The 22,930-nt window shown below is 48.6% G+C and carries 21 protein-coding genes; 11 read left to right on the forward strand and 10 right to left on the reverse strand.

What is annotated here, in order from left to right; translation table 11 throughout:
• Window positions 1-57 precede the first annotated feature (57 nt).
• Window positions 58-2,868 carry a tetratricopeptide repeat protein gene (locus DS731_RS13945; protein WP_119501905.1) on the forward strand — a complete coding sequence of 937 codons (2,811 nt, stop codon included), beginning with the start codon at window positions 58-60 and terminating at the stop codon, window positions 2,866-2,868.
• A gap of 315 nt (window positions 2,869-3,183) precedes the next feature.
• Entirely contained in the window at window positions 3,184-4,122 is a 939-nt protein-coding gene (gene xdp1 / locus DS731_RS13950; protein WP_161599160.1) for an exosortase-dependent surface protein XDP1, read from the forward strand.
• Between the two features lie 97 nt (window positions 4,123-4,219).
• Here the strand turns inward: xdp1 and clpB are convergent, their stop codons facing one another.
• The 3 genes from clpB to rluD form a co-directional block, all read right to left on the reverse strand.
• Entirely contained in the window at window positions 4,220-6,790 is a 2,571-nt protein-coding gene (clpB, locus tag DS731_RS13955; RefSeq protein ID WP_119501907.1) for an ATP-dependent chaperone ClpB, read from the reverse strand.
• A 169-nt stretch (window positions 6,791-6,959) separates the two neighbouring features.
• On the reverse strand, window positions 6,960-7,703 hold the full coding sequence (gene pgeF, locus DS731_RS13960; protein ID WP_232373371.1) for a peptidoglycan editing factor PgeF: 744 nt from the start codon (window positions 7,701-7,703) through the stop codon (window positions 6,960-6,962).
• Complete coding sequence (gene rluD / locus DS731_RS13965) at window positions 7,704-8,687, reverse strand: 23S rRNA pseudouridine(1911/1915/1917) synthase RluD (RefSeq protein WP_119501908.1); 984 nt, start codon at window positions 8,685-8,687, stop codon at window positions 7,704-7,706. It lies immediately after the preceding gene.
• A gap of 169 nt (window positions 8,688-8,856) precedes the next feature.
• Here rluD and DS731_RS13970 point away from each other — a divergent pair, with 169 nt between their 5' ends.
• Window positions 8,857-9,624, forward strand: a complete 768-nt coding sequence (locus DS731_RS13970) for an outer membrane protein assembly factor BamD (protein WP_119501909.1) — start codon at window positions 8,857-8,859, stop codon at window positions 9,622-9,624.
• Window positions 9,625-9,707: 83 nt separating this feature from the next.
• Here the strand turns inward: DS731_RS13970 and DS731_RS13975 are convergent, their stop codons facing one another.
• The 3 genes from DS731_RS13975 to DS731_RS13985 form a co-directional block, all read right to left on the reverse strand.
• Window positions 9,708-10,418, reverse strand: a complete 711-nt coding sequence (locus DS731_RS13975; protein WP_119501910.1) for a ChrR family anti-sigma-E factor — start codon at window positions 10,416-10,418, stop codon at window positions 9,708-9,710.
• Window positions 10,411-11,022, reverse strand: a complete 612-nt coding sequence (locus tag DS731_RS13980; protein WP_119501911.1) for a sigma-70 family RNA polymerase sigma factor — start codon at window positions 11,020-11,022, stop codon at window positions 10,411-10,413. Before DS731_RS13980 ends, DS731_RS13975 begins: the two co-directional genes overlap by 8 nt.
• A 112-nt stretch (window positions 11,023-11,134) precedes the next feature.
• Window positions 11,135-11,650 carry an LON peptidase substrate-binding domain-containing protein gene (locus tag DS731_RS13985; RefSeq protein ID WP_232373372.1) on the reverse strand — a complete coding sequence of 172 codons (516 nt, stop codon included), beginning with the start codon at window positions 11,648-11,650 and terminating at the stop codon, window positions 11,135-11,137.
• 240 nt (window positions 11,651-11,890) lie between these two features.
• Here DS731_RS13985 and DS731_RS13990 point away from each other — a divergent pair, with 240 nt between their 5' ends.
• The 5 genes from DS731_RS13990 to DS731_RS14010 are packed head-to-tail and all read left to right on the forward strand — an operon-like array spanning window position 11,891 to window position 16,336.
• Entirely contained in the window at window positions 11,891-12,319 is a 429-nt protein-coding gene (locus DS731_RS13990; RefSeq protein ID WP_119501912.1) for a nuclear transport factor 2 family protein, read from the forward strand.
• Window positions 12,316-13,035 carry an SDR family NAD(P)-dependent oxidoreductase gene (locus tag DS731_RS13995; protein WP_119501913.1) on the forward strand — a complete coding sequence of 240 codons (720 nt, stop codon included), beginning with the start codon at window positions 12,316-12,318 and terminating at the stop codon, window positions 13,033-13,035. Before DS731_RS13990 ends, DS731_RS13995 begins: the two co-directional genes overlap by 4 nt.
• Window positions 13,036-13,047: 12 nt before the next feature.
• The gene (locus tag DS731_RS14000; protein WP_119501914.1) at window positions 13,048-14,319 is read left to right on the forward strand and encodes an NAD(P)/FAD-dependent oxidoreductase; all 1,272 of its coding nucleotides are present in this window, start codon (window positions 13,048-13,050) and stop codon (window positions 14,317-14,319) included.
• Window positions 14,316-15,077: a DUF1365 domain-containing protein gene (locus DS731_RS14005; protein WP_119501915.1), complete on the forward strand. Its 762-nt coding sequence runs from the start codon at window positions 14,316-14,318 to the stop codon at window positions 15,075-15,077. Before DS731_RS14000 ends, DS731_RS14005 begins: the two co-directional genes overlap by 4 nt.
• Window positions 15,077-16,336: an SAM-dependent methyltransferase gene (locus DS731_RS14010; RefSeq protein WP_119501916.1), complete on the forward strand. Its 1,260-nt coding sequence runs from the start codon at window positions 15,077-15,079 to the stop codon at window positions 16,334-16,336. The genes DS731_RS14005 and DS731_RS14010 overlap by 1 nt, the downstream gene beginning before the upstream one ends.
• Window positions 16,337-16,367: 31 nt before the next feature.
• Here the strand turns inward: DS731_RS14010 and DS731_RS14015 are convergent, their stop codons facing one another.
• Both DS731_RS14015 and pomA read right to left on the reverse strand, forming a co-directional pair.
• Window positions 16,368-17,294 (reverse strand): flagellar motor protein MotB, encoded by a 927-nt coding sequence (locus tag DS731_RS14015; RefSeq protein WP_119501917.1) that lies wholly within the window; start codon window positions 17,292-17,294, stop codon window positions 16,368-16,370.
• 6 nt (window positions 17,295-17,300) lie between these two features.
• Window positions 17,301-18,062, reverse strand: a complete 762-nt coding sequence (gene pomA / locus DS731_RS14020; RefSeq protein WP_119501918.1) for a flagellar motor protein PomA — start codon at window positions 18,060-18,062, stop codon at window positions 17,301-17,303.
• 236 nt (window positions 18,063-18,298) lie between these two features.
• On the opposite strand from pomA, the gene xseB reads away from it, so the two are divergent.
• The 3 genes from xseB to dxs are packed head-to-tail and all read left to right on the forward strand — an operon-like array spanning window position 18,299 to window position 21,387.
• Window positions 18,299-18,544: an exodeoxyribonuclease VII small subunit gene (xseB, locus tag DS731_RS14025; protein ID WP_119501919.1), complete on the forward strand. Its 246-nt coding sequence runs from the start codon at window positions 18,299-18,301 to the stop codon at window positions 18,542-18,544.
• Window positions 18,545-18,595: 51 nt separating this feature from the next.
• Window positions 18,596-19,489 carry a farnesyl diphosphate synthase gene (locus DS731_RS14030; protein ID WP_119501920.1) on the forward strand — a complete coding sequence of 298 codons (894 nt, stop codon included), beginning with the start codon at window positions 18,596-18,598 and terminating at the stop codon, window positions 19,487-19,489.
• Window positions 19,490-19,521: 32 nt separating this feature from the next.
• Window positions 19,522-21,387: a 1-deoxy-D-xylulose-5-phosphate synthase gene (gene dxs / locus DS731_RS14035; protein WP_119501921.1), complete on the forward strand. Its 1,866-nt coding sequence runs from the start codon at window positions 19,522-19,524 to the stop codon at window positions 21,385-21,387.
• Between the two features lie 80 nt (window positions 21,388-21,467).
• Here dxs and DS731_RS14040 read toward each other — a convergent pair whose 3' ends face one another.
• Both DS731_RS14040 and thiL read right to left on the reverse strand, forming a co-directional pair.
• Window positions 21,468-21,959, reverse strand: a complete 492-nt coding sequence (locus DS731_RS14040) for a phosphatidylglycerophosphatase A family protein (protein ID WP_119501922.1) — start codon at window positions 21,957-21,959, stop codon at window positions 21,468-21,470.
• Entirely contained in the window at window positions 21,959-22,924 is a 966-nt protein-coding gene (thiL, locus tag DS731_RS14045; RefSeq protein WP_119501923.1) for a thiamine-phosphate kinase, read from the reverse strand. The genes DS731_RS14040 and thiL overlap by 1 nt, the downstream gene beginning before the upstream one ends.
• Between the last annotated feature and the right edge of the window lie 6 nt (window positions 22,925-22,930).

Below are 22,930 nucleotides of genomic sequence, written 5' to 3' on the forward strand. Positions count from 1 at the left end.
TTACCCGTATAAGGTGGCTTAATGCCACCTTTTTTGTTCGGCAAATTCAGGTGAATTATGAAAAATCAACGGATGTTAGCTTCACGCGTGCGCAGCGCGCTTTTCGGTCTGGCCGGACTGAGCCTTATTGGATCAGCCCATGCTACAACCTTTGAAGATTATGAACAGGCACTGGAAGCCTACAATGCAAAACGATATGAAGAATCGTTTGTTCACCTGAAAAATAGTCTGCAAAAAGATCCTGATAACCTGACTGCCAAGATATTAATGGGTCGCCTGCTTCTGCAAAACGGTTATGTGCGTGCTGCTGAACTGGAGTTTCAGGAAGCCATCGACATGGGCGCTGACCTGAATCTGGTTGCAGAACCGCTGGGAACGGCCTGGTTGTTTATGAACCGCTTCCGCGACATTCTTGATTTCCAGGAATACAAGCGTCTGGGCTCTAAACAAAAATCAAGCTGGCTACAGATCCGGGCAACAGCCTGTACCAAACTTGACGATGATGTCTGCGCTGAACAAGCTTATCAGGACATGCTTGCAATGCCCTATAATAAGGACAACGCGCTGAACGGACTTGCAGCAATTGCAATGCGGGCCGGTGATACAGATACCGCTGAAGACTTTCTCGCACAATCCCGCGAAATTGATGATAACAGTGCCATTCTGTGGCGCCTGACAGGTCAGCTCAGCTACCGTCAGGGCGACGTTGATACCGCTATCAAAGATTTTAAACGTGCACTTGAAATAAATTCAGACGATCCCATTGCTCTGCGTAATCTGGTTAATATCTACATTGCCAGAGATGACTTTGAAAGCGCCCGTGCCTATGTGGATGAAATCATGTCCCGTACTCCGGACGATCCACTGGCTATTCTGCTTAACAACTGGTTGATGACACAGGAACAGACGGTCACATCAAACAGTACTGAAATTCAGAAACTGAGTAATACACTTTCCGAGTTGTCGCCGGACGTAGTTGAATCCCAACCGCTGCTTATTTATATCAGCGGCCTTACTGCCTATTTTAATGGCAACATCGAAAAAGCGGTTGGCGATTTCGAACGTTACCTGGGTAAGGTGCCTGATGACTTGCAGGCGATAAAATTACTGGCCAAAGCATATATTTCTACCCAGCGCCCTAAACTGGCGTTAACACTGTTGGAGAAAAAGCAGTCATTGTTGATGCAGGATTTAAATGCAGCCCTTCTGCTGGGTGATTTGCTGATAGATCAGAACAAAAGCTTCCGGGCAGACAGTCTTGTTCGCGCATTGGAAGAAGAATTTCCTAATACCCTGCAATTGCAACTATTTAAAATTAAGCTGATGACAGTACGGGGAATGGAAGAACAGGCACTGGCACTGCTTGATAAAAATTATCCTGCCCAGCAGCTTAATCCGACTTTCCTGTTTACCTACGCATCTATGAAAATGCGATTCGGCATGTACGATGACGCTCATAATGCGGTAGATGCGCTCATCGACATTTTTCCGGACAAAGCCGATGTTTATAATCTAAAAGCTACTTTATTTATACAACAGGAAGAATTTGCCAAAGCCCGTAACTTGCTGGATAAAGCCCTGAGTATCAATGAGAGCAGTTTTTCAGCCAGATTCAACCTTGCAGCTCTGGATGCTAAGACGGGTAACCTGCCTGCATCGCTGGAACTCCTCGATGCGTTACTGGCACAAGTTCCCCGTCATGTTCCTTCGCAACTGTTGAAAGCACAAAACCTGCTAAGACTTAAAGATATTGATAATGCGGTACTGATATACAAAGATGTGCTTACCTTGCATCCTAACAATCAGGAGGCGCGGGTAAAACTGGTTCAGGTTGCCGCAGCTAAAGGCGATATGAGTGGTGCACTTTATCAGTTAGACAAACTCCTTAAAGAGGATTTTGACAATCCTGCATACTTGCTGCAGAAAGCCGACATTCTGATCGGTATGGACAGAGCTGACGAAGCCGAACAGGCCATTGTGCTTGCCAGGGACGTTATCCAGACTAATTCAAAATATCTGGAGCGTTATGGCAATATCCTGATTAAGCTTGGACGTCCTGATGAAGCACTGGCTGCATTCACAACTGCCAGAGAAATCTCTCCTTACGATAATGATCTTGCCCTGCATACGGCTAAGCTGCAGATCGCAATGGGTAAAGTATCTGACGCGGCGAACACTATTGCTTCACGTATTGAGAAAAACCAGAATAACGCGGACTTCTGGTATGTGGCCGGCCTGCTTGCAGAAAGCCGCAACAGTTTTGATAAAGCTGCACAGGCGTATGGCCGTTCACTGACTATCGCACCTGTTTATGCTCAGCCCCTTCTGGCGGCTTATAAAATGGCTGAGCGGGGCAACAACCCTGAAGGTTTTGTATCGATTGCCAGAAAATTAATGAAAGAGCAGCCAGAATACCTGTTACCGGCTAATTTACTTGCTCAGTATTTCTATAATGCCGGGGAATTTGAGAAGTCGATACCTGTATATATTGAGCTGGCTAAATTACCCAATGTACTGAACAAACCGAAAGTACTGAACCGTCTGGCAGAAATGTCAGCTCAGACAAATACCATTCAGGCCAGTCAGTGGATTAAAGAGGCATTTCAGTTGAATGCCAGCGATCCGGAAATACTTGACACTTATGGCTGGGTACTGGCTAACGAAGGAAAATATGCTGAAAGTCTGGAAATGTTGAGACGGGCGTTCAGTCGTCAGGCGACTAACCCGAAACTCCGCTTCCATCTCGGGTACACGCTGGTGAAGATGGGACGCGAAGCTGAAGCGCAGGAACACCTTGAACTGGCTGCCAATTCCGAATTGGAATACAACGGCAAGACACTGGCAGTCCGACTACTTAACGGTATATGACACACTGCATCTAAGTCTGAAACAATCAGGCCGCACTGAAACCTGTTTTCCGTGCGGCTTTTTTTGTTCTTATATCCTGTACAGCACACCCGCGCTCTGTATTCATCCTGTCCCCTTTGTATAAAGACACATACTTCATAAAGGACCCGCCCAAACTACAATACAAGCCTGTAGTCCGTTCAGCTTATGAGTTGCCTTCCGGCGTCACGTAAGAGATTTCTGCTGCAACCCTCCGGGAGTAAAACAGTAAGAAAGACGGTTAATTTTGCTCAAAGTGAAGACAGTGATTCATTGTCCCCACGTAAGGTTTTATTTATGAAGTTTAATAAAATTATGAGTGTCACCACACTGGTTGCGTCAGGGATATTCATCGTACCTGCACAGGCTACCAGTTGGAGCACTAAGTGTGGCGATAGTCACACCGGCTGCTCAGCCAGTGACTACTTTGCTGAAGATTTGCGTTACATGATTGCCAACGATGGTATCACCAGCGCCGTTGTCGATGGCGTGACAATCAGTACGACAGCGTATTCGGATACGGGAGGCCAGGGCTTTTCTTCCCGTAATTACGATTACACCTACAGCCAGTCCAACGGCAAACATTACCTCAGCGATGACATTGTAGAAACAGCCAGCCTGATTAATTATGGCGAGGGTTACGGTATCATCAATAAAGATGTGACTAACACGCCGTTTACCAGTGACACCCGCAGTGGCGAATATGGTGTCCCCCAGCATGCCGCTGACAATATTAATCTGGACTGGTATGCCAGCGGTTATCACATAATTGAAACCGATTACGACTTTTATCTTATCTCCTTTGATGAAGAAGTTAATGTAACCGGAGCAACATTCAGCTGGCTCTGGAACAGCGGTGATACGCAGGTATCAGTAGCAGCTTTAAACGACACCTCTATGCTGACGTCCGGTGCAAACACCTGGGCAGATATAGCCGAAGAGGCGCTGGCAGTGGGTTCGTATGACGTACTCAATTGCGAAGACACTAATCTGGCGATGGTGGATATGGATACAACCTATTCCCAATACTGGCTGATTGGAGCGTATAACCTCGTGTTCGGAGATATTGGCGGAACCTTGTATGACGATGCCTTTAAACTGGCTTCTATCGGTTTTTCTAAAAAAGAAATGCCACAAACCGATGTACCTGAACCCGGCACTTTGGCGCTGTTCCTGATGGGTGGCTCACTGGCATTCTGGAGACGCAAACAACAAAAGTCCTTTGTGACACAATGAACTCAGTTCACTAATGAATAAAAAAGACCCCTCTGCCAGGCAGAGGGGTCATTCATTTTGTCCGGACATCTTATTTCCAAACCAGAGACGGAATGGCTTACATCACGATAAGGTGATCGTCCTTTACATCAATACGAATTGTTGATTCAGGCAACAACACACCGGATAACAGCTGCTGCGCCAGCGGGTTTTCGATTTGTGTCTGAATAGCCCGCTTCAGTGGACGGGCACCAAACACCGGATCAAAACCTGCGTCAGCCAGCTTATCCATGGCCGCACCGGACAACTCCAGTTTGTAACCTTTTTCAGATAAACGCTGACGTAGTGATGCCAGCTGTATTTTAGCAATGGATTTGATTTGCTCTTTACCCAGCGGATGAAATACCACCAGATCATCCACACGGTTAATAAACTCGGGCCTGAAGTGCTGCCCCACCACGCCCATCACACGTTGCTTCATTTCATCGTACTGACTGTCATCGTGAGTGTCCTGAATCACATCGGAACCCAGGTTTGATGTCATGATCACAACGGTATTTTTGAAGTCTACCGTACGCCCCTGCCCGTCTGTCAGACGACCATCGTCCAGTACCTGCAACAGAATATTAAACACATCAGGATGGGCCTTTTCGACTTCATCCAGCAGGATCACAGAATACGGTTTACGCCGCACAGCCTCAGTGAGATACCCCCCTTCTTCGTAACCAACATAACCCGGAGGCGCCCCTACCAAACGGGACACTGAATGCTTCTCCATGAACTCAGACATGTCGATACGTACCAGTGCGTCTTCCGTGTCAAACAGGAAACCGGCCAGTGCCTTCGACAGTTCGGTTTTGCCTACCCCGGTAGGCCCCAAAAACAGAAACGAACCAATGGGTCGGTTTGGATCTGCCAGGCCAGCCCGTGAGCGTCTGATAGCGTTGGACACAGCATTTACCGCTTCCGCCTGCCCCACTACCCGCTTATGAAGTACATCTTCCATTCTGAGTAGTTTTTCCCGTTCACCCTCAAGCATTTTGGATACGGGAATACCTGTCCAGCGGGACAGCACATCTGCAATTTCAGCGTCGGTAACCTTATTTTTCAATAAGAAGGTTTCTTTTGTTTCGTTCTCCGCCGCTTTTTCCAGTTTCATTTCCAGCTCAGGAATACGACCGTACTGCAGCTCTGACATACGATTCAGATCTGACGCCCGGCGGGCGATTTCCAAATCGAGTTTCGCCTGCTCCAGTTCAGACTTGATGGTTTGCGTGCCCTGCATCGCATCCTTTTCTTCGCGCCAGATTTTGTCCAGACCGGACAATTTGTTTTCAGCCTGTTCACGCTCCAGCTCGATCATCTCAAGGCGCTTGTGGCTGGCATCGTCTGTTTCTTTTGCCAGTGCCTGCTCTTCCAGTTTTAACTGGATGATGCGGCGCTCAAGCCTGTCCATATCTTCAGGCTTGGAATCAATTTGCAGACGAATGCTGGAAGCCGCTTCATCAATAAGATCGATAGCTTTATCAGGCAACTGACGGTCACTGATATAACGGTGTGACAATGTAGCCGCCGCGACAATGGCCGGGTCGGTGATATCTACCGAGTGGTGAAGCTCATAACGTTCTTTCAAACCACGTAAAATGGCGATGGTATCTTCCACACTCGGCTCATCCACCAGCACTTTCTGGAAGCGACGTTCAAGAGCGGCGTCTTTCTCGATATACTGACGGTATTCGTCCAGCGTGGTTGCGCCCACACAATGCAGTTCACCGCGAGCGAGAGCTGGCTTAAGCATATTACCGGCATCCATCGCGCCGTCGCCTTTACCGGCGCCGACCATGGTATGGAGCTCATCAATGAACAGAATGACACGGCCTTCTTCTTTGGCCAGTTCATTGAGTACCGCTTTCAGCCGTTCTTCAAATTCACCACGGTACTTCGCACCGGCCACTAACGCGCCCATGTCGAGGGACAGTACCCGCTTATCCTTCAGCCCTTCCGGTACTTCACCATTAATAATACGCTGGGCAAGTCCTTCAACAATGGCGGTTTTACCTACACCGGGTTCACCAATTAACACAGGGTTATTCTTAGTCCGGCGTTGCAATACCTGTACGGTGCGGCGGATTTCGTCATCACGGCCTATCACCGGGTCCAGCTTGCCCTGCTCTGCCCGTTCAGTCAGATCAGTGGTATATTTTTCCAGCGCCTGACGCACATCTTCAGCGTTAGGATCTGTCACTTTCTGACCGCCACGCATTTTATCAATGGCCGTTTCGATTTGATCCTTTGTCACATTCAGACTTTTCAGCAAATCACCTAATTTGCCTTTGTCCTGAAGCGCTGCCAGCACAAAAATTTCAGATGTGATGTATTCATCTTTGCGCTGCTGGGCAATCTTGTCGCAAAGGTTCAGCAAAATGCCGCTGTCCTTGCTTAACTGTACATCGCCACCGATGCCGTCAACCCGTGGAAGCCGCTCGATCGCTTCAGCCAGAGAAGAGCGTAATGCATTCACATTTACGTGGGCTTGATCGAGTAACGGACGTACAGAGCCGCCCTGTTGATTCAGCATGGCTGTCATCAGGTGCACGGGCTCAATAAACTGATGATCCCGACCCAGTGCCAGAGACTGTGCGTCGGAAATCGCTAATTGAAATTTACTGGTAAATCTATCTAATCGCATGAAAAATCCCCTGCAATAACGTTGCTAATTTTATGGGTATTAATCTGCTGTGATTCAAGTTATCTGATTAAAAAATAACTCAAGACCAGGTTAATTTGTTGATTAACATCAATGTTGGGATCTGCCCGGCTCACAAAACACATGTTACCGGGTGACTGATTGAAAAGACTTAACGCAAACCTATAACAGACACGATGCGGCCGGTTTGCCCCCTGCCTTCATGCGTTGCCCGACGGTGTGAATAAAATTGGCGGGGATCGGAATAGGTACAGAGACCCGATTGCGTCACGTTTTTTATGCCTGCATCGTTTAATTGCTTAAGTGCAATCAGTGGTAAATCAAGCAGACATTTATCGCTGCCGTCTATTTTCTCAATCGCTTCAGGGTAACGGGCAAAGCGGCCGGCCAGAGAACCGGGAACTTCATAGCAAGATCGACTGATAGCCGGCCCGATCCAGGCCATTAAATTATCTGCGGGTGATTTCATCGCGCTGACGGTGTGTCTGATAATCTCCTTTTCCAGTCCCTGCCAGCCTGCGTGAATTGCAGCCACTTCCGTACCGGCAAGATTACACAGAAGAACCGGCACGCAGTCTGCTGTCATAATGGCGCAGGTGCGTGCCGGGGTCCGGCTGATACAGGCATCGGCCTGCAACGGCGACGCCGGTAAAGGGCCGGTCACGTCTGCACCGAAGGTAACGCAGTGTTCTCCATGTACCTGATCCAACCAGACAATCGAGGCATGGCCGGGTAATAACGCACGGTTACCGGCCACTAATTGCGAAGCGTCACCCACGTGGTCACCGGTGTTTAAACCGGCGTAGTTCCCGCTGCTGAGTCCGCCGTCGCGGCAACTGGTATAAGCAAACACTTTGTCCGGCGCCGGCCATGCCGGCTGGATCAGGGATATCACTTATACGTCATCCATACCTTTGATTTTGGTGTCTTCACGCACAGTGGCGATCAGTTGCACCATGTCATCAGGTAGCGGCGCCTGCCAGGTCATCCATTCATCAGTTTCAGGGTGGAACAGAGACAATTGCGCAGCATGCAAGGCCTGGCGGGGGAAAGCACGTAACGCTTCAACACACGCCTCTGTAGCGCCTTTTGGCAAACGGGTTCTGCCGCCATAGGCAGTATCACCCACCAGCGGGTGCTTGAGGTGTGCCATGTGCACGCGGATCTGGTGTGTACGGCCAGTTTCCAGTTTCAGGCGCAGGTGCGTATGTGCACGGAACTTTTCGATAACCCGATAGTGAGTAACTGCCGGCTTACCGGTTTCACGAACGGCCATGAGTGTACGCTTAGTTGCATGACGGCCGATAGGCGCATCGACGATACCACCGGCGACCATAGTGCCGTATGCCAGTGCTTCATACTCCCTGCTCATCACCCGGTCCTGAAGTTGATTGACCAGATGGGTTTGCGCCGGAACGGTTTTCGCCACCACCATCAAACCCGTAGTATCTTTATCCAGACGATGCACAATGCCAGCCCGTGGCACCACTTCAATACCCGGTACATGGGCCAGCAACGCATTCAGCAAAGTGCCGTCCTGATTACCTGCCCCCGGGTGAACCACCAGATCAGCAGGCTTATTGAGAATTAAAATCGAATCATCTTCGTAGACAATGTTCAGGTCGATTTTCTGTGGCAGGCTGGCGGTCTGCACTTCCATTTCAGCCGTGACCTGTACATATTCATCACCCAGCATTTTTTGCCGGGGAGTGGTCAAAACATCGCCATCCACAGTGACATTCCCTTCCAGAATCCAATTTTTTAACTTTGAACGGGAATATTCAGGGAACAAATCAGCCAAAACCTGATCTAACCTCTGACCAAAATGGTGTGGCCCGGTGTTTGCCTCAAGCTTGACGGTGTTTACAGGCTGGGTCATATAACTCTTTCGCTGTTACAAAAAAGCGCATTATACCAATCTTTACGTTAGTTAAACGGAAAGTTTCCGGTTTTTATGTGGAGTTTGCGTGTTTGAGTGCGCTAGAATGCCGCTATAATGAAAATGCAGTTAAACGTATCAGTCGGTTAAGCAGGAATAGACAACAGATATGAAATCAATTCGATTAGTGATGCCCCTTGTTGTTGGTGTCATGATTAGCGTAACGGGCTGCAGCTCGTCTGACGATTCAGAACAACGCGCGGCGCTGGCGAATATGGGTTCCCAGCAAATGTATGATAATGCCAAACGTAATATGCAGAACGGAAATTTCGGTGCTGCGTCTACCGCACTCAGTGAGCTGGATTCACGCTATCCGTTTGGTCCGTTGTCCAATCAGGTACAACTTGACCTGATCTACAGTTACTATAAATCAGGTAAAATTGACGAAACGCTGGCGACCATCGACCGCTTCATCCGCTTAAACCCGAACCACTCAGACGTGGATTATGCGTTCTACATGCGCGGACTGACCAACATGGAAGCCGATGCAAACATGTTTCAGCAACTGATGCAGATTGACCGCTCGGACCGTGATCCCAGTAAATCGCGTGAAGCTTTCACAGATTTCAGACGTCTGATCCAGCAATACCCTGACAGTAAATATGCTGCTGATGCTAAAAAGCGCATGGTGTTTATCAAAGAAAGGCTGGCGAAGTATGAAATTGCCATCGCCCGCTTTTATATGCGCCGGGAAGCTTTTGTCGCGGCGGCAAATCGCGGACGCTACGTACTGGAAAACTACTCGAATACAGACCAGGTGCAGGAAGCGCTGGAAATCATGGTATCAAGCTATGACCAGTTAGGTCTGACTGAGCTGAAAGAAAATGCTATGAAAACACTGCGTCTGAATTTTCCGGACAGTGATTTCATCAGTTAATCAGATATAAACAAAAAAGCGCTTCGGCGCTTTTTTTGTGTCTCGAGCATGCTCACAGAGCCGCTCAGCTAAGCGAGGGAGGCTTATCTGAAGAAAAGATGACTGAACGGATTCAACAGTCTGGCGATACCTGATGTGAAATGCAGCGGTTCGTCCAGTAAGGTAAATACCAGACATCCACTGATGTGATCCGAATAAGGGGCATGGGTATCTTTGCCATCCATCACCAAAAAGTCTCCGGTACGGTAATGGTGCTTGCCGTCATGAAATTCACCGTCCAGTACCAGCGTATACTCTACACCCCGGTGTGTATGCTCCGGTACACTGCCTCCCCGCCCCATGTAAATAAAGTTGGCGACACCGGCATATCCGAGATCGACCGGGGCCTGCCAAAGTTTACCAACAAGCCCTGACCACGAACCCGTTTTGTGGATAACCCGCTGTAACGTCGGCGGAAGTTCGAAAGTCTGACCATCCAGTTCAATGGTTTTCTCTCCACGTCCCCGTTTAGCAGTGATAGAGCTTACAGAGGCGGCCTTTGTTGCCGGCTTTGCCGTAGCAGGGAGTTGGGTAATGTCAGCGAGCATGGCGCTGTAACTTTCCAGTTGCTCGTCTTGAGACAGTGAGGAAAAATCAAATACCTCTGCAGCAAACCGTGAAGTTTCTTCTGACGCTATTTTTCTGCATCTGGGACACAGATCGCAATGCGCCGAGACAATGAATGACTCGGCGGGGGATAAACTACCTTGAACAAATTGTGAAAGCTGGTTTTGTTCCGGATGGTGATTAATCATGATCCTGTAGCATGCCTTTCAGGCGTTGCAGTGCAAGTCGGGTACGGGATTTAACAGTACCCAACGGAATATGCAGTTCATCTGCAACTTCCTGTTGAGATTTACCATCAATGTAGATGGCTTCAATAACAGATTTTTGTTTTTTCGGTAACTCTTCAAACATATACCCGATTTGTTCAAGGGTAATCTGTTCGTCCAACGACTGTTCGTTCACGTCTGGTGTCTGCTCACAAAGAACCGGCCACAAGTCGTCAGAACACACGTCTTCTTTTCTGTTCTGTAATTTCCGTAACATATCAAAACGGATGTTACGGGCAATCGTAAAAATCCAGGTTGAAGGACTTCCCTTCTCTGCATTAAACAGATGTGCCTTTTGCCATACGTTGGACATGGTATCCTGGACCATTTCCATGGCTAAAGCTTCATTACCCATCTGCTTTAACGCATAAGAACGTAAACGCGGAGCAAAATATCCAAACACCCTTGCAAACGATGCTTTGCAGCGTTGTTCGGCAACTTTAACAATATAGTCTGACATTTCTGCCGCACAATCTTTCGGCTTAATTACACTGTTACTTTGTTCCACTGGGATTCCAACTAACATAAGTATTTGTCCATATCCTATCAAGTTAATAGTTGCTACAGACGAGTGTTTCAAGCAGATTACAGAATTGTAATGGTTTCATGCCCCAACCATGTAAAGTTTACACGGTGATTTACTGCACAAGTGCCTTTAAGTAATCCAGTAACTTATGGCAATCGCGTTGAGCAAGAAAATACTGTTTCTGTTTAGCGTCTACGGGCAATAATTCGAGCCAGCGGTACATTACCCAAATGGGATTCCGGAACTCCGGAACATCATATAACTGGCCTACCTCAGCGTAGCGCTCAAAAATCTCCTGCAAACGTTCGTCTATAGGTGAAATTTGTTGAGAAGTAATATCACAGTGCCAGTCTGGTAGTGGCTGACAGTGTCCTGTACGCAGCCCGTCGGGCTCAGTCTTCACATTACTTATCTCTACACAGTTAACACCAGCAACCTTTATGCCAAGCAACCCGTCATCGAGCATATCGAAGTCGATAACAGTCGCTGCAGTGCCCACAGGATAGAAGTGTGTGTTGGCTTCCTTTTCACCCTGTGTGTTGAGCATACAAACCACCAGTTGACCATTACCGGCACATACCTCTTTAACCATGCGCACGTAGCGTGGTTCAAAGATTCTGAGTGCCATCCGGCCACCGGGAAGAAGGTGTGCTGACAAGGGAAATAAAGGGAGATTTTGAGCCGCCATAAATACAGTATTTTCATTATTCACTGAGCTTAACTACGGCGAAAAATAAATTTGGATCGGAGTATTTACACGCTTTAATAATTCGTCTGCCGGCCTGATTCTGATCCGCGACTAAGTAAAATTGGTATACATTCAGGACGATTTTACATACTTCATTACTCAGTCAGTAAATATTGCATCATGAGCATCATTGAACGGTTTTGTGAATTTTATTCTGAATTACATAAGGTCAACCCTGACGACCTTGATAGCATTTATACAGCTGACATCGAGTTCATAGACCCTATCACCACTCATCACGGGCTGGATAATGTGATTGCGTATTTCAGTAAGTTGCTGAATGAAACCCAATCATGCCGGTTCGATATTCACGAAACCCTGCTGTCTCAGAAAGATAACACCAGCGCATATACTGTTATCTGGACAATGCATTTAGTGCTGGCGCAACCTGCGAAAACTATCACGCTGGATGGTGTCAGTATTGTAACGGTTCGTGATGACAAAATTTTCTACCACCGTGATTATTACGACATGGGAGAAATGGTTTATGAACACATTCCGCTTCTCCGCTGGATTATCAAAAAAATAAAGGCAAGGTTAGCTTCATGAAAACAATGTTGGTTACCGGGGCTACGTCAGGCATAGGAAAAGCTTTCACGCTGCATGCCGCCCGTCAGGGATATCATGTTATTGCTTGTGGCAGAAATGAGGAAGCGCTGGCGGAGCTGGCATCTGAATCCAATATCACCACCGCAAAATTTGATTTAACAGACCCGGAAGCTACACGCACCGCCATCGCGCCGCTGCAATTTGATATCGCAGTACTCAATGCCGGCAATTGTGAATATGTAGACGTAGATAAATTCGAACCTGACATGTTCAGACGGGTGTTTGAGATCAACTTTTTCGGGATTATTCACAGTGTCGACGCATTATTGCCTAAACTTAAAAAAGGCGATCAGCTGGTAATCGTAGACAGTATGGCCAGGCTCATTCCGTTTACCCGCACAGAAGCTTACGGAGCAAGCAAAGCGGCTGTGCATTATTTTACTAAGAGTCTGGATGTGGATCTGGCAGAAAAAGGCATCATAGTTCAGTCGGTGTCTCCGGGCTTTGTGGAAACCCCGCTGACAGATAAAAATGACTTCGATATGCCTATGAAAATAACGGCAGAAGAAGCGGCAAAAGCGATGCTGGACGGCATTGAAAAACAAAAGAAGAGTCTGTTCTTCCCTACAGGGTTTGGCTGGATTATGCGCACGCTGCATAACCTGCCTGCAGGCATACAGAGGTGGCTGTCTCTGAAAATGAGACAACAGCAGTAAGGTACGAGAATAATGCAACGGCGAATTGCGATTATCGGAACAGGGATTTCCGGACTTACGTGCGGATATTTATTGCACAAAGAACATCAGATCACTGTGTACGACGCCAACGATTATATTGGCGGACACACGGCAACAAAATTAATAGACGTAAAAGGCAGACAGTGGCCCGTGGATACGGGCTTCATCGTTTTCAATGGCTGGACTTACCCCCGCTTTATAAAATTAATGGACAAATTGGGGGTCCGGCGGCAGCCCACGGAGATGAGCTTCTCCGTCCGCAGCGAAAAAACCGGCCTTGAGTATAACGGAAACAACCTGAATACTCTGTTTGCACAACGACGTAACCTCTTCAGACCACGGTTCTGGCGGATCGTACGTGATATTTTGGCATTCAACAAAGCCTGCAAAGAACGCGCTGCGGAAAATCAACAAAGTGATTTCGACATCACACTTTTCGACTATATCAAGTCTCTCGGGCTCAGTGACGAATTCGCTAATTACTATATTTTGCCAATGTGTGCGGCAATATGGTCTGCCAGTCTGGAGCAAACGAAGCAATTTCCCCTGGCCTTCTTCCTGCAGTTCTTCAATAACCATGGTCTGCTTAACGTCACTAACCGCCCCCAGTGGTACACCCTGATAGACGGTTCTCACAGCTATATTCCTAAGCTGACAAAAGGGTTTGCAGACAATATAAAGTTGTCGACACCGGTTTCACGGGTAGAAAAAAACGGTAACGGCTGGCAGGTAACGGCAGGTGGTCAGGAACCTGAGCAATATGATGAGGTTATCTTCGCCTGCCACTCAGATCAGGCGCTGGCCATGCTGGCTGAGCCTACGCCCTCACAATCCGCCATTCTCAGTGCGATCCCTTATGCTAAAAATGAAGTCGTGCTGCACATGGATACCACTCAGCTACCCGAAAGAAAGCTGGCATGGGCAAGCTGGAACTACCGCCTGAAAGAAACACCTGAAGAAAATCATGCCCCGGCAGCTGTTACCTATAATATGAACATATTGCAGCGTTTCGACACCGCACCGGTGACCTTTTGCGTCACGCTCAATAATACTGCTGCCATTGATCCGGCAAAAATTCTGCGACGCTACGATTACGCTCATCCTCAATACAGTGCGCCCATGGTCGCAGCCCAGCAGCGGCGCGGCGAAATCTGCGGGAAAGACGGTCTGCATTTTTGCGGCGCTTACTGGTACAACGGATTTCACGAAGATGGCGTCAGAAGCGCTCTGGATGTGTGCGAACGCTTCGGAGCAACTTTGTGAGTCAGCAAGACATTTCTCAGACAGAAAGCGGCATCTACCTGGGCAAAACGTTCCACCAGCGGTTCAGGCCGGTGGAACACAAGTTTGAATACGATATCGCTTTGTTCTGGCTGAAACTGTCGGAAGCAGACAGTCTCGGTGAATCACTTAAGTGGTTTTCCGTACACAGCAGAAATTTCACCCGCTTCTACCGCCCCGATTATTGCGGCGACGCCAGCGTGCCCCTTGAAACTGCGGTAAAGTCTAAAATGACGTCACTGAACAAGGGAGCTGAACTCGACGGTGATGTTTACTTTCTCGGCCAGTTGCGCACCCTTGGCATGTACTTCAGTCCGGTAAATTTCTATTTTTTACGGCACCCTGCCTCAGGCATCTATACTCACATGATGGCTGAAGTCAGCAATACACCCTGGAATGAAAGACATTATTATCTGGTCGATATGGCCAGCCAACAGGATACGGAAAAAGCATTCCATGTGTCGCCATTCAACCCGCTGGAGATGACCTATAAATGGCAGATAACGCCGCCGTGTGAGCGCTTTTCCTTATCCCTGGCCTGTCACACGGAGAAAAAGGATTTTGTAGCCGGCGTAAACATGACAAGAATTTCACTTAATAATGAGAATCTGCGCTCTACACTGAGACGTATACCCAGTATGACAATAAAAACCGTAGCCGGTATCTATTGGCAGGCACTGAAATTATTTATCAAGCGCGCGCCAATTTACGATCACCCTAAAAGTCAGGAACCGAGATAATGTCACACGGCGAATCCACTTTTATATTTCAGCAGGAAGCCAGCAGTATTGACCGCGCTTGCAGAAGTGCATTTTTTAAAGTGTTGTCACTGTTACCCGAAGGTCACATGACAATCAAAGAACATGGCACTACCGTAGCCCAATTTGGCGATCCGGAAAGTGAGCTTAAGGCTGATGTAAACATACTCAACGTAAAAGCTTACCGTCATTTGCTGTTTGGCGGCAGTGTGGCATCAGGTGAAACTTACACTGACGGATTATGGACCAGCCCGGACCTGACTTCTGTGATCAGAGTGTTCGCCCGTAACTTACCCGTACTGGACAAGTGGGAAGAGAAATTCCGTCTGCTGGTGCTCCCTCTCCAGAAGGTACAGCATTTCTTACGCCGTAATACCGAAAGTCAGGCGAAGAAAAATATTGAAGCCCATTATGATTTAGGCAACAAGCTATACACGCGGTTCCTTGATCAGACCATGATGTACTCTTCGGCTATTTATCCGGATCCTAATGCTTCGCTGAGCGATGCCCAGACTCACAAACTGAAAACAATCTGTGACAAATTACAGTTGAAACCGTCAGATCACCTGATGGAAATCGGCACCGGCTGGGGCGGCCTGGCTGTTTATGCAGCAAAGCACTATGGCTGCAAAGTCACCACCACAACCATCTCTGAAGAGCAACATGCTTACGCTGCAGCCTGGATAGAAAGAGAAAATCTGAGTGACAGAATCACCCTGCTAAAACAGGATTACCGGACCCTTGAAGGCCAGTATGACAAACTGGTGTCCATCGAGATGATTGAAGCTGTAGGTAAACGTTACCTGGGCAACTTTTTTGATAAATGTGCCTCCCTACTGAAAGACGATGGTTTGATGTTATTGCAGTCTATTGTCATTGATGACCGTCGTTACGACAGCTACAGCAAAAGTGTGGATTTTATTCAGAAATATATTTTCCCGGGCGGGTTTCTGCCCTCGCAGCTGGTTATCAACGACTACCTCAAACGTTTCAGTGATTTATCTGTAAGAGATTTACAGGATATCGGGCTGGATTATGCCAGGACGCTGGATGACTGGTACAAAGCTTTCATCAATGCCAAAGAGCCGCTGATGCAGGATGGTTATGACGAGCGCTTCATGCGCATGTGGACTTACTATCTTAAATATTGCGAAGGCGGATTTCTGGAACGGACTATCTCCACAGTTCAGCTGGTCCTGTCAAAACCTCACTTCAGAGACACAATACAACGGGGAGCGTAGCGCTTCAGCGCTGCGCCCTTCTCCCGCCCTGCTATTCTTCCAGTACCGAAATAGGTTCAGACAATAACGGTTTGCCCTGATTGATGTTAATTTCTACCCGGCGGTTGCGGGCACGGTCGTCAGCAGTGGCTGCGTTTTCAACCAGAGGTTTGGTGTCAGCCAGACCGGTCACGGACATGCGTGACTCATCAAATCCCGGCGCTTTGCGGATCTCTTCCGCCACGGCCACAGCGCGTTGTGCTGACAAATCCCAGTTAGAGCGGTACAACTCATTGGCAATATGCTGGCCGTCACTGTGTCCTGATATTTCTATTTCACCGGGCATTTCTGCGAGTAAAGTGCCAATTTTTCTCAACACGGGCTTAAACTGAGGCTGCAAAAATGCCGAACCTGCGGAAAATGAACCGTTTTCTCTGATCCGGATTGTCAGTTGCTGACCCAAAGACTCCATTTCAATAGAGCCGTCCGCCACTTCTTTTTGCAGTTGTTCAGCCACCTTCTTCATCATTTCGTTGTCCTGCTCTTTGTCAGAGCTTTGTGATGATGAAGCCGCAGAGTCTGATGCAGTTTGCTGAGCCTGACCACCACGCTGGGACCCGCGCTGTGTTTGCCGGCCACCGGATGAGTCCTCATCGCCTGCCTGAAACTCCAGCGTTGGCTGAGTCATATCGATGGTTTGCTGCTGAATGGTTTCAATAGGCGTCGGATCCGGACGGCCCGGGCGAAACTCCATCGCGATAACACTGGTTCCTTTGGGAATGTCTTTAACTTCAATTTTATTCTGCACGCCGAAGGCAAACTTCATAGAGCCGGCGATTTGCTTAAATTTCAGTACATCCATTTCCGAGAAAGACAGCAGCAGAACGAAGAAGCACATCAACAGTGACATCAGGTCAGCGAACGTCCCCATCCACGCCGGCAGGCCGGGAGGGGGACATTTAGGGCATTCATCTGACATAGCAGATTACTCCTCGTCCCCGCCGCCACGTTTGCCGGCAGCGATGTAGTTTTTCAAAATTCCCTCAATGACTTTCGGGTTCTGACCGTCAGCAATACCGACGATACCGTCAAGGACCAGAGACTGATTAAGTTTCTCTTCCTCTTTACGGTTTTCCAGTTTAGCGGCAATCGGCAAACAGATAACGTTTGCCAGGAAGGCACCGTAAAGCGTTGTTAAAAGTGCTACCGCCATGGCAGGACCGATTGATTTTGGGTCATCCATGTTTGATAGCATGGCAACCAGACCAACCAGTGTACCGATCATCCCCATCGCCGGCGCAACATCGGCCAGACCTTTAAAAATAGAACCACCGAACTCATGGCGCTCAGTGGTCATCTGAATATCTTTTTTCAGCGTTTCTCTGACCACTTCAATGTCGTGGCCATCTACCAGCATATCTACGCCCTTTTGCATAAAGGCATTATCGATTTCGGCTTCTTCCAGTGCGAGAAACCCGCCTTTACGGGCCGCATCTGCCATTTCAACGATTTTTTCAATCAGCACTTCCGGCGGATCGATTTTGAACATGAATGCTTTGCCGGCCACTTTACCGGCACCGAAAAACTGACCCAGCGTAAACTGAGACATCACTACGAAGATAGAACCACAGAATACAATGAGCACTGAGGCAACATCGACGAACATGCCCAAATCCCCACCCAGGATCATGGCCATGACAATAAAGCCGATACCACCTAACATGCCTATGACGGTTGCTAAATCCACTTATTGCTCCTCAAAAAACTCTCTTATCGCGATGCCATTAACTCTATCGGCCGGTATTATGAATTCTATAATCAAAATACAAGATTACCAGATGAATGCTGATTATTAGGTATCGTCAATAAAACCAGAGAGATACCCGCCGTTTGACCACACAGGAACAGGACAAACCAATTGACCCCGCGTGCCTGCCCGGTTAATGTGCGCGATTATCATTAAAACTGCACCGGATATCCGACGTGACCACAGAAAAAACGCCATCTGCGCCCTCTTTTGAAGCATCACTGGCAGAACTTGAAGCCATCGTGACGGAAATGGAATCGGGAGAATTGCCGCTGAATGAAGCTTTAGAAAAATTCGAACGTGGCGTAAAATTATCCCGTCTGAGTCAACAGGCTCTCGCGCAGGCAGAACAGAAAGTCAAAATATTGCTCGCTGAGCAAGGTGAACAAACGCTGGTTGATTTCACCCCTTCTGAAGACTGATAAAATCTGGCGGAGAGACCGCTCCGCTCCACCTTGTTATACAGGTAATTCATGACAAATATTGACAGCTTACGTCAGAAGATTAAGCACGACACTGACGAAAGCTTGCTGCGCCTCGTTGCCGCACTTCCTGATCACGCACCACAACTTCGCGCAGCCATGGAATATGCGCTCCTTGCCGGTGGCAAACGTATGCGTCCGTTACTGGTACATATCATCGGTAACACACTGGATATTCCCGGTCAGGATCAGGCCGCAGTGAGCATGGCGATAGAATGCATTCATGCTTATTCTCTGGCTCATGACGACCTGCCGGCAATGGACGATGACGATCTTCGCCGCGGAAAGCCCACCTGTCACATTCAGTTTGATGAGGCGACGGCTATCCTTGCCGGAGATGCCTTGCAAACCCTGGCGTTCAGTATTCTTGCTGATGCTCCCATGAGCGACTTCGCCAATGGTCAGCGCGCAAAACTGGTCAGTATTCTTGCCAGAGCCTCTGGATACGCCGGCATGTGCGGTGGCCAGGCGATAGACCTTGCAGCTACCGGTTCCACGATAGACATTGCGTCCCTTACCCGCCTGCATCGCCTTAAAACCGGCGCATTGCTGCAGGCCTGCGCGGAAATGATTACGGTACTTTGCAGTGATCTTAAACCGGAGCACCGGGAAGCACTGACGGGTTACGCGGGAGACATGGGACTGGCCTTTCAAATTCAGGATGACATTCTGGATGTGGAAGGTGATGCCGAAGTCACCGGCAAACCGCAGGGTTCCGATATTGAACTTGGCAAAAATACGTTTCCGGCATTACTGGGAATGGCACAGGCGAAGGCTGAATTAAACCGTCTTCATGCCAGTGCCCTTCAAGCTTTAGACAGTTTGCCCTACAATACCGGATTGCTGTCTGAGTTTACGGACCTGATGGTAAAACGGACATACTGATTTATGCTAAACAACATAATGAAACGATAACAATGAGTTTAGAATTAACGCACTATCCTGTTCTGGCACAGGCACTGACGCCGGATGAACTCAGAAAGCTGCCACAGGAAAAACTCCGTGAACTGGCTGATGAGTTGCGACAGTTTTTACTGGCTTCAGTTAGTCAGACCAGTGGCCATTTTGCTTCCGGCCTTGGCACAGTAGAACTGACCGTGGCTTTACACTATGTGTATAACACCCCATTCGACCGTTTATTGTGGGATGTTGGCCATCAGGCTTACCCGCATAAAATTTTGACCGGCCGTGCCGGCCGCATGTCGACGATCCGACAAAAAAATGGTCTGCACCCGTTCCCGTGGCCCCCGGAAAGTGAGTACGACACCTTTGCTGTCGGTCACTCGTCTACATCCATCAGCGCCGCACTGGGTATGGCTGTCGCAGCAGATAAAGAAGGCAAAGACCGTAAAGTGGTTGCTGTTATCGGCGACGGTGCGATGACAGCAGGTATGGCGTTTGAAGCGTTGAACCATGCCGGGGACATAAACAAAGACCTGGTGGTGGTACTTAACGACAATGAGATGTCTATCTCGGAAAATGTCGGTGCACTGAACAGTCACCTGGCCCGTCTGCTTACCGGTAACTTTTTCAATAAAATCCGCGATGGCGGTAAAAAGCTGCTGAGTAATGTTCCGCCGATTAAAGAGTTTGCCAGCCGTGCAGAAGAGCACATCAAAGGCATGGTAGTGCCGGGCACTATTTTTGAAGAGCTCGGGTTTAATTACATTGGTCCCATTGACGGCCATGATGTTAATGGCATGGTCGATACCCTGCGCAACATGCGTCAGTTCTCAGGCCCGCACATCCTGCACGTAGTTACACGAAAAGGGAAAGGCTACCCGGTAGCGGAACAGGATCCGATAAAATTCCACGCTGTTCCAAAATTTAATCCGGAAGATAACGCCCTGCCTAAATCTGCACCTTCAGCCCCCACGTTTTCGGCCATTTTCGGCCAGTGGTTGTGCGATATGGCGGCTCAGGATCCCAAACTCATGGCTATTACCCCTGCCATGCGTGAAGGATCTGGCATGGTGAAGTTTTCCCAGCAGTTCCCTGAACAATATTTTGATGTGGCCATAGCAGAACAGCACGCTGTGACCTTCGGTGCCGGTCTTGCCAAAGAAGGGTATAACGCCGTTGTTGCCATTTACTCTACCTTTTTGCAAAGGGCTTACGATCAGTTGATCCATGACGTGGCGCTGCAAGACTTACCTGTGCTGTTTGCCATCGACCGCGCCGGTGTGGTTGGTGCCGACGGTCCAACTCACCAGGGCGTATTTGATATAGCGTTTTTACGCTGTATTCCTAACATGATCATTATGACCCCTGCTGATGAAGATGAATGTCGTCAGATGCTTTATACCGGTCATAAGGCGCAGAAGCCTGCTGCTGTGCGTTATCCACGTGGTGCGGGGAAAGGCATCACGCCGCAGCAAAGCATGACTGAAATCCCGTTAGGCCAGTCACGTACGCTTCGTAAAGGTAACAAGCTTGCTATTTTGAATTTCGGTACATTGCTACCATATGCAGAGGAAGCTGCTGAATCTCTCGATGCCACAGTGGTTGATATGCGCTTTGTTAAACCTCTGGATACTGCGGTTATTGATGAAATCTGCAAGGAGCACGAAGGTATCGTGACCCTGGAAGATGGCTGTATCATGGGCGGTGCCGGTTCTGCAGTAACAGAATATCTGCAATCTGCGAAGCAAAGAATGCACACACTCCATCTTGGTCTCCCTGACAGCTTCATTTTGCAGGGTACCCAGCAGGAAATGTATGCTGAACATGGTCTCGACACCGCCGGTATTATCCGTCAGGTGCAGGCGTATTTTGGCGACTGAGAAAGGTTACTGTAAAAGATAAACGAAAAAGCCGTTCTGCTTCACACAGAACGGCTTTTTTATTCGATAAGTCCGTGAGGTTAACCTATGGCGGGAACCAGCCATATGAGACCATGCAGGCACACACAAGCCATGATCCCCGCAAGAATATCATCCAGCATGATGCCAAGTCCCCCGTGAACCGTTTTATCAACCGGTCCGATAGGCCAGGGCTTCAAAATGTCAAAAATGCGGAATAACACGAAACCGGCTATAAGCGTAGACATACTCAGCGGAACAAACAGAAAAGTGAGAAGCATACCGGCCACTTCATCCCAGACAATGGAGCCGTGATCATGAACGCCCATATCTGTGGCAGTTTTACCGCAAAAGTACACGCCGGCGATGCTGCTCAATATCGTCGCCGTTATATAAATAACGTTACCGGCCGGCGCAAGGAGCAGAATTAAGGGAATCGCTGCCAGAGAACCAAACGTCCCCGGCATCAACGGGATCAGACCGGAGCCAAAGCCCAGTGCACAAAAATGCACCGGATTTTTCATTGATACTCTGGCACGGTACTCAGGTTGCATTAAAAATCGTGCTCGTAGCCCGCAACGTCTTTCAGTTGATACGGCTCGTCATACAATTTTAAGTCTGTTTTGCCTGCCTGCCCCGTTACCTGACCGATACAGGTAGCCTTTACACCTGTGCTGGCCAGAGACGTTTCCAGATTGCCACGCTGCTCTTCGTTTACAGTGAACACCAGTTCATAATCATCACCGGCAGTCAGCGCATATCGGTAGGCATCCTGTGCACCCACACAATTGAACAAGGCCGAAGACACGGGTAAGCGGTCTACGTGCAAAGTTGCACCGCAATTTGATGCTTTCAGAATGTGATTTAAATCAGCCAGCAGGCCGTCTGACACATCAATACAGGAAGAGGCAATGCGTCGCAGTGCCGCTCCGACAGCTACACGCGGAGTGGGATACAAATGACGTTTAACCAGAAACTCCCTGTCTTCCTCTTTGGCTTCACGTGACCCTTTGAGAATATCCAGACCCGCGCCGGCATCACCGGTAGTGCCGGTAACATATATCCAGTCGCCGGGTCTCGCCGTGCTGCGCTTCAATGCAGCTTCAGGAGGAATGAAACCCTGTGCAGTGATAGTCATCGCCAGAGGACCGCGTACCGTATCACCGCCAATGAGCTGCACAGAATAGTATCTGGTGAGCTCATACAGGCCACTGGCAAATTCTTCCATCCAGGCTTCGTCCACATGAGACATAGACAGGGAAAGAGAAATCCAGGCTGGCTCTGCACCCATTGCGGCGAGATCGCTGAGATTAACAGCAACTGCTTTATAGGCTACGGATCTGGCAGGCGCATCTTTAAGGAAATGCACGCCGGACACCAGTGTATCAGTGGTAATGGCGAGCTGCTGATTTGCAGGAACAGACGTAACAGCACAGTCATCACCGATGCCGACGATTACGTCTTTTCGTTGATGGCCGCCATTTGCAAAGTAACGGCCAATAAGATCAAATTCTTTCACGTTTTA

Source organism: Alteromonas sp. RKMC-009 (genome assembly GCF_003584565.2).
In the GTDB taxonomy this organism is placed as follows: domain Bacteria; phylum Pseudomonadota; class Gammaproteobacteria; order Enterobacterales; family Alteromonadaceae; genus Alteromonas.